Raw genomic sequence first — 12927 nt, 5'->3', positions numbered from 1 at the left:
CCCTCCCGGGGCGGTCGTGGCTCAGATTCCCAGCATGCGGTGCAGTGATGCGGCGTCCGTGCCGCTGTCGGCGAAGTCATCGAAGGCGCGTTCGGTCACGCGGATGAGGTGGTCGCGGATGAAGGCAGCACCTTCGCGCGCACCGTCCTCGGGGTGCTTCAGGCAGCACTCCCATTCCAGCACCGCCCAGCCGGGGAAGTCGTACTGCGCGAACTTCGAGAAGATCGCCTTGAAGTCGATCTGGCCATCACCGAGCGAACGGAACCGGCCCGGACGATCAATCCAGTCCTGGTAGCCGCCATACACGCCGCTGCTCGCGCTGGAGCGATACTCCGCGTCCTTGACGTGGAAGATGCCGATGCGCGCGTGGTAGCGGTCGATGAAACCCAGGTAGTCCATCTGCTGCAGCAGCAGGTGGCTGGGGTCGTACAGGATCTTGGCGCGGGGGTGATGATCCACCACATCGAGGAAGCGCTCGAAGGTCGCACCATCGTGCAGGTCCTCGCCGGGGTGGATCTCGAAGCACAGGTCGACGCCGCAGGCGTCGAAGGCATCGAGGATCGGACGCCAGCGACGGCCGAGTTCGGCGAAGGCTTCCTCCACCAGTCCCGGTGGGCGCTGCGGCCAGGGATAGAAGTAGGGCCAGGCCAATGCGCCGGAGAACGTGGCATGCGCGGTCAGCCCCAGGCGCTGGCTGGCTTTGGCGGCCAGCAGAAGCTGCTCCACCGCCCAGGCCTGGCGGGCAGCCGGATCGCCGCGCTTGTCCGGCGGCGCGAATCCGTCGAACAGGCTGTCGTAGGCGGGATGGACGGCAACCAGCTGCCCCTGCAGGTGGGTCGACAGTTCGGTGATCTGCAGGCCGTGCCTGGCCAGCATGCCGGCAATGTCGTCGCAGTACGCCTGGCTGCGCGCCGCCTCGGCCAGATCGAACAGGTGGGGCGCGCTGGTGGGGACTTGTACGCCAGAATAACCCAGACCCGCGGCCCATCCGGCCAGCGTGTCCAGCCGATCAAAAGGAGCTGTGTCGCCGATGAACTGCGCCAGGAACAGCGCTGGACCCTTGAGCGTCTTCAACGTGATTCGCCCTCGATGCAATCGATTGCATTATCCTAGCAGGGGCGCACGCAGGACCTGTTGTGCACTGCACAGCGGACAGGAGAACTAACGCCATGGCCACCATCTACGACATCGCAAAGCACGTCGGCGTCTCCGCAGGCACGGTGTCGCGTGCGCTTTCCCGGCCGGACAAGGTCCTGCCCGCCACCCGCGCACGCATCGAGCAGGCCGCCGCCGCCCTCGGCTACGTGCCCAACACGGTGGCCCGCACGCTCAAGACCCAGCGCAGCGGCAAGATCCTGGTCACCGTCCCGGACATCGCCAATCCGTTCTTCGCGCAGATCCTGCAGGGCGCGGAGGAGGCCGCGCAGGCGGTCGGCTACGCGGTCCTGCTGGGCGATACCCAGCATCAACCCGACCGCGAGGAGCGCTACGCGCAGATGCTCCGGCGCAACGAGGCCGACGGCATGATCGTGCTCGGCCATCGCCTGCCACCCACGGCGCGCGAGATCGTCGAGCAGCGCGGCGCCGCCGCGCCGGTGGTCAACGGGTGCGAGTTCGACCCTGCACTGGGCATTCCCAGCGTCCACATCGACAACGCGGCCGCCGCACGCGCGGTGATGGAGCATCTGTACGGGCTGGGACACGAACGGATCGCCGTGGTCGGCGGGCCGCCTGACAACCCCCTGCACCAGCAACGGCTGGAAGGGGTGCGGGCAGCCGGCAAGGCGCGTGGCCGCCTGCGCCAGCTGAGCATCGTGCCGGGGGATTTTTCCGTGGAATCCGGCCATGCGGCTGCCATGGCGCTGTTGGATGGCACGCCGGCACCGACCGCGGTGTTCTGCTTCAGTGACCAGATGGCGTTGGGTGCCCTGGCCGCCTGCCGGGACCGGGGCATCCGCGTGCCGGACGAACTGTCCATCGTCGGCTTTGATGACCTGGCGTCTTCCCGCTACCTCACGCCGCCATTGACGACCATCCGGCAGCCCATGCGGGAGATTGGCGAGCGTGCGGTCAACCTGCTGCTCGCCATCATCGAACACGTCGACGTGCCGCTGCAGCAGACGCTGGAGTTCAGCTTCATGCTGCGGGGTTCGACGGCTGCGCCCCGGCGTGGGTGAGGGCGGCGCCGCCGCCGTGAGTCCTTGATCCCGAATTGACGCCGAGCTGTCAGACTCGGCATGGACAGCTCGGCAGGGGCCGGGGTGGAACGTGCGATCGCGCAAGGGGGTCGGCAATGCCGTTCTTGACTGACTCGACGGAAGTCGCGGTCGAAGGCATCGGCGCGGCACGTCGCATCGGCTGGATGCGCTTCGTCGGCAATGGCCTGGGCGCGATTCCCATCGCCTCGATCATTCTTGAACGCCAGGACGGCCTGTGGGCCTGGGTGTTGCTGCTGCTCAATGCGTTGGCGTGGCCGGCACTCGCGCTGGTGCTGACCCAGCGCGCCCGCCAGCCTGCACAGGTGCAGTTCCGCTGCATGGTCGCCGATTCCTTCTTCGGCGGCGGCTGGATCGCCTTCATGGCGCTGAGCGCGGTCCCCAGCGCGTTGTTCGCCGCGCTGCTGGTCGCCGACAAGATCGCCGCCGGTGGCGTGCGCCTGGCGATGCGGGCCACGCTGGCGCTGGTGCTGGGTTTCGCGATCACCTGGTGGGCGCTCGGCTTCCCTTACCAACCCGTTTCCTCGCAGCGCACGATCGTGCTCAGCGTGCCGTTCCTGTTCGTGTATGGCATCGGTCTCAGCATTCTCAGCTGGCAGCTGGCGCGCCGGGTCAAATCGCAGAACCGTCAGCTGCAACGGCTGAGCCGGATGGACCCGCTGGTCGAGCTGGCCAACCGCGGCTTCCTGATCCTGCGTGCGCAGCAGGCACTGGACCGGGCGCAGGGGCAGGGCGGTTTTGCCTGCCTGCTGATGCTCGACGTGGATGACTTCAAACGCATCAATGATTCGCTTGGCCACCGCGCGGGCGACGAGGTACTGCGGCATATCGCTGCAACATTGCGTACGTTTGCGCGGCCCGGTGATACCCCGGCGCGGCTGGGTGGCGATGAGTTCGTGGTGCTGCTGCAGGACTGTGCGCCCGTTGATGCGATGCACGTGGCCGAGCGGGTGCGCCTGCATCTGCTCGAGGCCGCGCGCCAGATCACGCCGGCCGTGGAGTTCAGCGTCAGCATCGGCATTGCCGCGACGCCGCGGGGCGGCAGTGTCGAGGACTGGCTGGCACTGGCCGACCGCGCGCTGTACCACGCCAAGCGGCAGGGCAAGAACACGGCCAGCTACGGAGAGTGAGTCGATGGGGCGGCGGCAGGGCCGCCACGGCATGAGAGCGTAACGCCCGTTCAGCCTGCACGCCGAATCGGCGGGTCAATCCTCTACCATGGGCCACCCCGCCCGGACGCGCTCCCATGCAAGACGCCCTTGTTGCCCAGCCCAAGCCCCCCATCCCAAGGATCGCGGCGTGGCTGATGATGTTGCTGGGCATGTGGCTGACGCTGAAGCTGGGCCTGGTGGTGACCCTGCTGTCCGGCCTGCTGGTGTTCCAGCTGACGCACGTGCTGGCCGCCACCGTGGAGGGCAGGCTGCCGCCGGGACGGGCGCGGGCGATCGCGGTGATTGTGCTGTCGGCGATCATCATCAGCGGGCTGGTACTGGCCGGCATCGGCGTGGCCTCGTTCTTCCGCAACGAGACCGGCGGCCCGGATGCACTGCTGGCGCGCCTGATGGAGATCCTCAACACCTCGCGCCACCAGGTGCCGGCGCTGCTGCAACCCTATATTCCCGAAGACATGCCGGCGCTGCGCACGGCGCTGAACGACTGGGCCGCCGAGCATCAGCGCCAGCTGGGCGTGGCCGGTACCTCGGTGGTGCAGGTCGGTGTGCGCGTACTGATCGGTATGGTGCTGGGCGCGATGATCGCGCTGTATGACGAACTGCCGCTGCCGAAGATGGGGCCGCTGGCGCAGGAGCTGATCGGGCGCACCAGCCGCCTGGCCACCGCGTTCCGCCAGGTGGTGTTCGCGCAGGTGAAGATCTCGCTGCTCAACACGGTGTTCACCGCGATTTTCCTGCTGGGCGTGCTGCCGCTGTTCGGCGTGCACCTGCCGCTGTCCAAGACCCTGGTGCTGATCACCTTCCTTGCCGGCCTGCTGCCGGTGGTGGGCAACATCATCTCCAACACGATCATCACCATCGTTGCGCTGTCGGTCTCGTTCTACGTGGCGGTGGCGGCGCTGCTGTACCTGATCGTGATCCACAAGCTGGAGTACTTCCTCAACGCGCGCATCGTCGGTGGCGAGATCCAGGCGCGTGCCTGGGAGCTGCTGCTGGCCATGCTGGTGATGGAGGCAGCCTTCGGCCTGCCGGGCCTGGTCGCCGCGCCGGTGTTCTATGCCTACGTGAAGCGCGAACTGGTCGACCAGCGCTGGATCTGACGCGGCAGGGCATGACGCATTCGCCCCGTTTGCACGGTCCGCGCGGCCTTGTCGGTGCGTTCGCAGCGGGCGCGGTATACCCACGGCAACGGTTGGTCCGGTAGCGGCTTGGCGCCTGTGCAGGCGGCCGCTACAGTGTTCTGCACGACAGGGGAAATGTGCATGGCCCGCAAGGCGTCGCCCATCGGATTGCGGACCTGGGTCTGGATCCTGGCCGGGCTGTTCGTAGTCTGTACGCTGCCGTTGATGGCCATCGCGCTGGTGCAGGGCACGCTGCGCTTCACTGCCGCCGAGGACAACCTGGTCAGCCTGCGCCAGCTGCGGCAGACCTTCGACCTGGCCAACCTGGTGTCGGCCGAGCGCGGTCCCGCCAACAGCCTGCTCGGGTCCAACACCGCCGATGCGGCCGAACAGGCCCGGCTGGCGGCGCAGCTGGCGGTTGCGCGCCAGCGGGTCGATACCGCCCTGCAACGCCTGGACACCGTGTTCAACGCCGACCCTGGCGTGGTCGACGAACATGGGCTGCTGGCCGATGCGCAACGCCGCCTGCAATCGGCGCGGGCCGCGGTGGACCGGGTGGCGGCGCAGCCGCATGGCGCGCGCCGGGTGGAGGACGTGGAGCGCGCGATCAGCAGCATGTTCGCCGTGGTCGATCGCCTGCACGTGCTGACCTCGGCGCAGATCAACGTGCTGGTCAGCGCCGACCGCGAAGCGGCGATTCCGGCGATGCAGGGCCAGGTGCTGATCGACCTGCGTGAGCATGGCGGGCGCCTGGCCTCGAACGTGATGGCGCCGGTGGCGGTGCCGGGGGCATGGCGCGACGAACAGGTGCGAGCGGCATTGCAGACCGAAGGCCGCCTGCTGGAGCTGTGGCGGCTGGCGGGCAGCCATGAAGCGGTGTTCCGCAGTGATCCGGCGCTGTCCTGGCATTGGGACATGGCACGCCGGCAGTTCTTCGGCGAATCGCTGCCGATGATCGAACAGTTGATCGAAGATGGCCGGCGCGGCGTGCCGCCGCCGTGGACCGCCGCCGAGTTCACCACGCGCTACGTGCCGACCCTGCAGTCGCTGGAAGCGCTGCGCGATGGCTACCTGAGCGTGTCCATCGCCCGTTTCGAGCGCACCCGCAACCGCGAAGCGACGCGCCTGGTGGTGCTGGTGGCGACGGTGCTGGGCACGCTGGTGGTGCTGGGCGTGGCGCTGCGCATCGCACATCTTCAGATCCTGCGGCCGCTGCTGCAGGCGCAGAAGCAGGTCATCCAGATCGCCTCGGAAGCGCCCGGCCCGGAGCAGCATGTCACCCATCCGCTGGCCGAGATGCAGCGCCTGTTCGATGCCATCGAAGTGCTGCGTGAGAAGTCGCGCGAGCGCTCGGCGTTGACCAGCGAGCTGCGCCAGCTGGCCGGCACCGATGAGCTGACCGGGCTGTTGAACCGGCGCGCGCTGGACGAGATGGTGCAGCAACGTCATGCCGACGGCGGCAACAGCGCGGTGGTGATCCTGCTGGACGTGGACCGCTTCAAGGCGATCAACGATGGCCACGGGCATGATGCCGGCGACGAGGTGCTGGTGCAGGTGGCGCAGCTGCTGCAGCGCCACCTGCGCCGCAGCGACAGCATTGCCCGCTATGGTGGCGAGGAGTTTCTCGTGTTGCTGGCCGACGGTGATCTGGCCGGTGGCCGCCAGCTGGCCGAGTCGCTGCGGGTGGCGCTGCAGCGGCTGGACATCGCCCTGGTCGGTGGCAAGGTGCTGCGGGTCACCGCCAGCTTCGGTGTGGCCGAGGGCGGCACCGACGCGCTGGGCTGGCGCACGTTGCTGCGCGCTGCGGATGCGGCCATGTACCAGGCCAAGGCGCAGGGCCGCGATCGCGTGCGCGTGGCCGGCGGTGGTCGCATCGCGCGCTGACGCACGACGTTCATCACCGGCGCACGTGGGGGCCCCTAGACTGGACGCCCGCCCGCTGCTGGAGCCCATCATGACCATGCGACCCATTGCCGTCGCCGTGCTGCTCACTGGCCTGCTGGCCGGCTGTGCGACTCCTGCACCGAAGACCGTTGCCGATGAACCGCGTCATCCCTCCATCGCTGCCGGCGTGAGCCCGGTGCCTGCCTTCACCGGTGGCGGCGCCGGGTGGCGCATCGAGATCACGTCCACTGGACAGGGCAACCACGATGCCAGCCTCAGTGCCGAAGGTCGTACCCACAAGGGCACGCTGCGCTATCCCGGCCAACCGGCCGACGCACCCAGCTCGCTGATCGTGCTCAACGGCGAGCTTGGCAGGCAGCCGGCCATCGTCGAGATCAAGCGCGAGTCGTGCCGCAATGCCGAAGGTGTGGACACCCTGGCCAGCGTGCAGGTGACGATGGAAGGGCAGCCGCAGCGTCGTGGCTGCGGTCACCTGGCCGTGTACTGAGTCGCTGCCCGGCATGCTCGAGATTCCCACCCTGCGTACCGCGCGCCTGCGGCTGCGCCCGCAGCAGCTGGACGACTTCAACGTCTATGCCGCGTTCCTGGCGTCGCCGCGCGCGCGTGGCATGGGGGGGCCGTTCGCTGAGGTGGCGGCGTGGGGCCAGTTCTGCCACGACCTGGCCAGCTGGCATCTGTTCGGTCATGGTGCATTGATGATCGAGCGTGCCGATACCGGTGCCTGCATCGGCCAGGTCGGGATCAACCACGGCCCGCTGTTCCCGGAAAAGGAACTGGGCTGGCTGCTGTATGACGGCCATGAAGGGAAGGGCTTCGCTACCGAAGCGGCCGGCGCGCTGCGCGACTGGGCCTTCGTGGTGGCGCAGCTGCCGACCCTGGTCAGCTACATGGCACCGGACAACCTGGCGTCGCAGGCCGTTGCACAACGGCTGGGCGGCGTGCTGGACGATCACGCCGTGCGCAGTGACGCCGATGATCTGGTGTATCGCTACCTGCGCTGACGCCTAGCTGCCCGTGGCCGGGGCCTGTACCGTGCGGCCGAGCGCCTTGGCGACGCCTTCGCGCTTCTCGATCAGGAATTCCATCAGGGCGCGCACGCGCGGTGGCATCTGCTCGCGCGAAGGCACGTATAGGTAGAAGCCGGGGAACGGTGCCGACCACGCCGGCATCAGGCGGACCAGGCGCCCATCGGCCAGCATCGGTTGCAATGACAGATCGATATGCTGCATCACGCCCAATCCCTGCAGCGCGGCGCGGATCATGCCCTCATCGTCGTTGGTGACATAGCGTCCGCGCGGTTCCACTTCAAAGTCATGACCGGGCTGGCCCGGCGTGCTGAATTCCCAGGCATAGACCCCGCCGCTGCCGGTCTGCCGGTAGCCCAGGCACCGTGTGCGGCCAGTTCGGCGGGCGTGGTGGGCGTGCCATGGCGGGCCAGGTAGGCCGGCGAGGCGACCACCACCATTTCCAGCATCGGCGTGACCGGCACGGCGATCATGCCTTCGGCCAACCGCTCGCCAAGGCGGATGCCGGCGTCACAGCCGTCGGCAACGATGCTGGACAGGCCGTCGTCCATCACCAGCTCGATGCGCAGCTCGGGGTAGCGCGCGAAGAACTCCGGTAGATGCGGTTCGATCAGCGTCCTGGCAGTCAGGCGCGCGGTGTTGATGCGCAGCAGGCCGGACGGAGCGTCATGGCTGGCGCGCAGGTCGCGTACTGCGGTTTCGATGGTGCTCAGCGATGGCCGCAGTGCGTCGAACAGGCGCTGGCCTTCCTCGGTGAGCGACATGTCGCGGGTGGTCCGGTGCAGCAGGCGTACCCCCAGCTGTCTCTCCAGGGTCTTCAGGCTCTGCGACAACGCCGGGCGCGAGACCCCCATCTCAACGGCCGCCTTGGTGAAGCTGCGGTGGTGGGCGATGTGGGCAAACCAGGCCAGCTGGGGCAGCAGGGCCGGGTTGATCGGGCTGGGGGCGCTCATGGGGCTCGGTCGGCAGGAGGGCGGGAGAAGATGGCGGCACAGGCTGTCGCTCTTTGGTAATTGCAGCTTACTACTATGGTTGTGATTGGCCGCTTTCTCGGTCCCAATCCCGGGTCTATCGTGCTTGCAACGGCGACATCCGTCGCCTCCCGCCGCTACCGAGGAGCCGCAGCATGGAAACCATCAACATCCAGAATCCGGACATGGCCTGGCCGATCGCCGCCGACCTGCATTTCCCGCCGGACTTCGACCGCAACCGGGTCTATCCCGCGATCATCAGCATGCATCCGATCGGCAGCTGCAAGGAGCAGACCGCCGGCAACATCTACGGTGAGGCCCTGGCTCGCGAGGGCTACGTGGTGATCGCCTATGACGCCAGCTTCCAGGGCGCCAGCGGCGGCGAGCCCCGGCGGGTCGAAGACCCGACCCAGCGCGTGGAGGATGTACGCCGCGTGGTCGACCATCTGGTCACCCTGCCGTACGTGGACGCCGAACGCATCGGCGTACTGGGCATCTGTGGCGGTGGTGGCTACGCGATCAACGCCACCATGACCGAGCGACGCATCAAGGCGGTCACCAGCATCACCGGTGTCAACTTCGGCCGGCTCAGTCGTGAGGGCTTTGGCGGTTTCGATCCGATCGGCACGCTGGAGGCCATCGCTGCCCAGCGCACCGCCGAGATGCGCGGCGGCGAGGCCCGAGTGGACCTGTTCCTGCCGCCTTCGGTGGAACAGGGGCGCGCCGCCGGCATCACCGATATCGACGTGCTGGAGGCCACGGACTATTACCGCACGCGCGAGCCGCAGCCCAACGGCGTGGTCAGTGCGTTGTTCTCGCATCGCGGTGCAGCGGTGGGCTGGGATGCCTTCCACCTGGCTGAAGTCCTGCTGACCCAACCGTTGCTGGTGGTGATCGGTGACAAGCCGGGTGGCTTTGGCGCCTACCGCGATGGCCTGGAGATCCATGGTCGTGCGGCGTCGAAGCACAAGCAGTTGAAGGTGGTGGAAGGCTGGTCGCATTACGACCTGTACGACAAGCCGGAGCCGGTGCGCGAGGCCCTGTCAGCGGTCGTTCCCTTCTTCAAGCAGCACCTGTGAGCTGACCTGGCAGGTGGTGCCGGCCACGGGCCGGCATCATCTGTACGCGGAGTATTCCGCCCAGTCATCGAGATCGCCCAGTTCCGGCGCCAGCGCATGTTCGACCGCGCGGCGCAGCAGTGCCGGCGCGACGTAGTGCCGGTGCGCGGCATCGATCAGCGCCATGTACAGGCGGCCGAACGCATTGCGGGTCTGCACGCGTGTGCCGAGGCTGATCTCGATGTGGCCATCGGCACAGCGTTGCACGCGCACGCTGCTGCGGAAGCGCAGGTGGCGATCATCGGCGCCGAGCAGCACTTCGGCGCAGGTGTCCCCGTCATCGATGTGCGCGTCCAGCACCGGGTAGCGGCCGGCGAACAAGCGGCTGCGGTCGGTCGACAGCAGCGACGATACCGGGCAGCCGAGTGGCGACGTGCGCAACCGCAACGGCGCCACCAGGCGGTTGCGCAGCGCCATCAGGTGGCCCACGCCGGCAGGTGGATTGCGCAGGAAGCCTTCCAGCACATCGGCCAGCAGCGCCGACGCGGCGTGATGGGTGACCTGCGTGCTGTCCAGGCGCAGGGTGGTCTGGTCCTGGTAGTGGCTGTGTGGCAGTGCAGCGGGCAGCAGCCCATCGCTGGCGGCGGCCTGCGAGTGGACGGGATAGGCCGGCGTGGCGCGTTCGACGAAGCCGCGCAAGCGCCGCAATGAAATCCTCCGCAGCGGGCCCAACAGAGCGCGGGTATGCGCGCACAGGTGGGCGCACAGGCTGGGAGGTGCGGCCTGCAGCGACAACTGCAGCAGGGGGGAGGCGGCGAGGCTTGCGGCCGAAGGCCAGTGCGCTTCCGGCAATACCTCGGTCAGGCTGGGGATATCGGCGGCATTGCGTTGAACCTGTGCACGGGCCTGCTCATCCATCGCCCCGGCCAGCTCATTGCTGTGGCAGGACAACGCGAACAGCGCAGGATGTGCGCGATGGTTCGATGCGAACTGGTGCCAGGTGCCGCCGCCGAAGCGCACGGTGAACAGGCAGTCTGGTGGAATGCGGATGCGCCGCAGCGTGCGTGCGAAGGCAGCGGGATCGCGCGCCAGCTGCGCGTCGGACGCGGTGGCAAAGCGCAGTTCGGCGCCGGCGCTGCCGGCGATGGCGGTGAACATGCGCGGCCCGGCATGCCGATGGAAGGGATGGCCGCCGGCGCCGACGGTGAAGCTGTACAGCGAGGAGGCGTCGCCCTGCTGCAGGTGCATGCCGCCAAGGCGCGCGGAAGGCTCGTCCAGTGCATCGATGAAGGCCGGGTGGTGGCGCTGGCGCTGGCTGGCGTCGGTCACCAGCGCATCACCGGCACCGATGCCGAGCTGCGCGATCAAGGTGACTTCGGTGGGGCTGCCGCCCTCCAGCGCTGGAAGCTGCACCCCTGGAAACGAACGGCGGTCGCGGGTCGAACCAGGCATGGTCATGCTCCTTGGCGGGGTGGTTCAGCGGGCAGGGGACTTGCGGCGGGCGCGTGCTTCGCGCTTCAGCGGGCCGCCGACCGGACAGACTTCGGCCGCCCAGGAAAACAACGTGTTGGCCAGGCGGTCGGGCACCTGCCGGAAGTACACGAACTGGCCGCGCTTCTCGCGTTCGATCAGGCCGGCTTCCTCAAGGATGCGCAGGTGGCTGGACAGCGCCGGCTTGCTGAAATCGAAGCGCCCGGCCAGCTCTCCCGCGCTGAGCTCGCCGGCGCTGAGATAGGCCAGGATCTGCCGGCGGGCGGTGGAGGCGAGGGCTTCGAAGATACGGTCCATGGCTAGCTAATTAACTAATTCGTTAATTGATACTCCTCCGCCCCGCGCCAGCTGTCAAGCCATGGCCCGTTGCGCCGCCCGTTGCGCGCCGCGCCCGGGCTTTGCCATCCTCCCTGCTGTTTTCCGTACCGTGGAGTTCCAATGCGCCCTGCCTTCTGGCTGATCCTGGCCCTGCTGCCCACCCTGGCGGTGGCGCAACCCGCGCGTACTCCCAAGGCCAAGGCCCCGGCGCAGGATCCCTTCAGCGAGCTGTTCGATACCGCCTGCATGCAGCACATCGGTGCGCCGGCGCGCCTGCAGTCGTTGATGGAAACCAACGGGCTGGCACCGCTGCAGCCGGCCGAGGCGGCAACGTTGCTGCAGGGGCAGGCAGGCGTGGCCTGGATGGTGCCGTTGGCCAGCGGCCGCTATGCGGTCAGCTGGGCCGACGATGGAACCTGCACGGTGTATGCGGAGAAGGCCGATGCAGCGGTGGTGCAGAAGGGCTTCGCACGGCTGGTGCAGGCGGCGCCGAAGCCGTTGCAGGCGCGCTCGCTGCCGGGCCGTGGGCCGTTGTCGGCCGACCAGGTGGCGATCCAGTACGGCTGGGCCACGCCCGGCCAGGCCAGGCTGCAGGCGCGCTTCCGGCTGGTCACGCGGCAGGCGGCCGAGGCCGGCGTACAGGCGATGGCTTCGGTGACGCCGGGTGAAGCGATGCTGGAACCTGCGGCACCCACCCGGTAACGCCTGTGGGCCCGGAGCCCAGCCGGTGACCCATGCCCGCGATTCAGCCTTTCACGCAGGATGTGGTATATCGTTTATCGATAAATCCACCCGGGGCGGCGAGGCCACCCCAATGCCGGAGGCCGCTTGACCGCTCGTCCCGCCCGCGCCAGACCCGCGCGAGGCTTGTTCACCCTGGCCCAGGCCGCCGTACAGGCCGTCCGGGCGATGTGCTGGCTGGGCATCCTGGCCGCACTGCTGGCCGTGCCACTGGTCGCTCACGACCGCCGCTGGCTGCTCGACAGCGTCCACGACGCCGATGCCGCCGCCGCGCACGGCAACGACCTGTTCCTGCACTTCTGCCTGGGCCTGGGCGCGATCGTCGCGCTGCTGGTGCTGTGCCTGCTGTTCCTGCGCCATCTGCTGCGGCTGCTGAAGTCGGCGGCGCGCGAGCGGCCGTTCACCCATGCCAATGCGCAGCGCCTGCAACGCATGGCATGGCTGATGCTGGCGATGGAGCTGCTGTCGATCCTGATCGGCGCCTATGCGGCCTGGATGGGCCCGGACTTCACCTGGATGGAGGTCGGCGGCGGCATGTCGATCACCGGGCTGGTGGCAGTGCTGATGCTGTTCGTGCTGGCACGCGTGTTCGCCGTGGGCGCAGCGATGCGCGATGACCTGGATGGTCTGATCTGATGGGCACGCGCTGATGGCGATCGTCATCACCCTCGACCGCATGCTGCAGGAACGGGGCATGACCCTGTCCGAGCTGGCCGGGCGCATCGACATCACCCTGGCGAACCTGTCGATCCTGAAGACCGGCAAGGCGCGCGCCATCCGCTTTTCCACGCTGGATGCGATCTGCCGCGAGCTGCAGTGCACGCCCGGCGACCTGCTCGGGCATGACCCGGCGCAGCTGCAGGACGCAGACTGAATGATTGCTCTTTTCCCTTACCTACTGACGAAACG

General features: G+C 68.2%; 15 protein-coding genes. 10 read left to right on the top strand and 5 right to left on the bottom strand.

The genetic code is table 11. The annotated features are described in order from the left end of the window. Positions 1-21: 21 nt before the first annotated feature. Positions 22-1074, bottom strand: coding sequence for a sugar phosphate isomerase/epimerase family protein (locus tag ACXI0D_RS06625; RefSeq protein ID WP_458220365.1), 1053 nt, complete (start codon positions 1072-1074; stop codon positions 22-24). Between the two features lie 95 nt (positions 1075-1169). On the opposite strand from ACXI0D_RS06625, the gene ACXI0D_RS06620 reads away from it, so the two are divergent. The 6 genes from ACXI0D_RS06620 (at position 1170) to ACXI0D_RS06595 (ending at position 7415) form a co-directional block, all read left to right on the top strand. Next, on the top strand, positions 1170-2177 hold the full coding sequence (locus ACXI0D_RS06620) for a LacI family DNA-binding transcriptional regulator (protein WP_430345106.1): 1008 nt from the start codon (positions 1170-1172) through the stop codon (positions 2175-2177). Positions 2178-2293: 116 nt separating this feature from the next. Continuing rightward, on the top strand, positions 2294-3346 hold the full coding sequence (locus ACXI0D_RS06615) for a sensor domain-containing diguanylate cyclase (protein ID WP_458220366.1): 1053 nt from the start codon (positions 2294-2296) through the stop codon (positions 3344-3346). 116 nt (positions 3347-3462) lie between these two features. Next, complete coding sequence (locus ACXI0D_RS06610) at positions 3463-4488, top strand: AI-2E family transporter (RefSeq protein WP_101765086.1); 1026 nt, start codon at positions 3463-3465, stop codon at positions 4486-4488. A gap of 162 nt (positions 4489-4650) precedes the next feature. Continuing rightward, positions 4651-6393 (top strand): GGDEF domain-containing protein, encoded by a 1743-nt coding sequence (locus tag ACXI0D_RS06605; RefSeq protein ID WP_049443818.1) that lies wholly within the window; start codon positions 4651-4653, stop codon positions 6391-6393. A 70-nt stretch (positions 6394-6463) separates the two neighbouring features. Beyond that, positions 6464-6901 carry a hypothetical protein gene (locus ACXI0D_RS06600; protein ID WP_049443817.1) on the top strand — a complete coding sequence of 146 codons (438 nt, stop codon included), beginning with the start codon at positions 6464-6466 and terminating at the stop codon, positions 6899-6901. A 13-nt stretch (positions 6902-6914) separates the two neighbouring features. After that, positions 6915-7415 carry a GNAT family N-acetyltransferase gene (locus tag ACXI0D_RS06595; RefSeq protein ID WP_479642434.1) on the top strand — a complete coding sequence of 167 codons (501 nt, stop codon included), beginning with the start codon at positions 6915-6917 and terminating at the stop codon, positions 7413-7415. Between the two features lie 3 nt (positions 7416-7418). On the opposite strand, the gene ACXI0D_RS06590 is transcribed toward ACXI0D_RS06595, so the two are convergent. Together ACXI0D_RS06590 and ACXI0D_RS06585 are read right to left on the bottom strand one after the other, a co-directional pair. Continuing rightward, entirely contained in the window at positions 7419-7676 is a 258-nt protein-coding gene (locus ACXI0D_RS06590) for a LysR substrate-binding domain-containing protein (RefSeq protein WP_479642432.1), read from the bottom strand. Further along, on the bottom strand, positions 7673-8392 hold the full coding sequence (locus tag ACXI0D_RS06585; RefSeq protein WP_479642431.1) for a LysR family transcriptional regulator: 720 nt from the start codon (positions 8390-8392) through the stop codon (positions 7673-7675). Before ACXI0D_RS06585 ends, ACXI0D_RS06590 begins: the two co-directional genes overlap by 4 nt. A gap of 173 nt (positions 8393-8565) precedes the next feature. Between ACXI0D_RS06585 and ACXI0D_RS06580 the strand changes: the two genes are divergently transcribed. Beyond that, positions 8566-9489, top strand: coding sequence for an alpha/beta hydrolase (locus ACXI0D_RS06580; RefSeq protein WP_032127632.1), 924 nt, complete (start codon positions 8566-8568; stop codon positions 9487-9489). Between the two features lie 36 nt (positions 9490-9525). Here the strand turns inward: ACXI0D_RS06580 and ACXI0D_RS06575 are convergent, their stop codons facing one another. Then, positions 9526-10920 (bottom strand): DUF2867 domain-containing protein, encoded by a 1395-nt coding sequence (locus tag ACXI0D_RS06575; protein WP_049443810.1) that lies wholly within the window; start codon positions 10918-10920, stop codon positions 9526-9528. Between the two features lie 24 nt (positions 10921-10944). Continuing rightward, positions 10945-11256, bottom strand: a complete 312-nt coding sequence (locus tag ACXI0D_RS06570; protein ID WP_006423919.1) for a metalloregulator ArsR/SmtB family transcription factor — start codon at positions 11254-11256, stop codon at positions 10945-10947. Positions 11257-11397: 141 nt separating this feature from the next. Between ACXI0D_RS06570 and ACXI0D_RS06565 the strand changes: the two genes are divergently transcribed. The 3 genes from ACXI0D_RS06565 (at position 11398) to ACXI0D_RS06555 (ending at position 12892) form a co-directional block, all read left to right on the top strand. Further along, entirely contained in the window at positions 11398-11979 is a 582-nt protein-coding gene (locus ACXI0D_RS06565; protein WP_049443807.1) for an NMCC_0638 family (lipo)protein, read from the top strand. Between the two features lie 207 nt (positions 11980-12186). After that, a complete protein-coding gene (locus ACXI0D_RS06560; RefSeq protein WP_014036329.1) occupies positions 12187-12654 on the top strand; it encodes a DUF2975 domain-containing protein in 468 nt (155 codons plus the stop codon). 13 nt (positions 12655-12667) lie between these two features. Next, positions 12668-12892 carry a helix-turn-helix domain-containing protein gene (locus ACXI0D_RS06555; RefSeq protein WP_101765090.1) on the top strand — a complete coding sequence of 75 codons (225 nt, stop codon included), beginning with the start codon at positions 12668-12670 and terminating at the stop codon, positions 12890-12892. The last annotated feature ends 35 nt before the right edge of the window (positions 12893-12927 follow it).

The sequence above is a fragment of the Stenotrophomonas sp. C9D9 genome (assembly GCF_056491205.1).
This window is presented reverse-complemented; position numbering and strand designations above follow the sequence as displayed.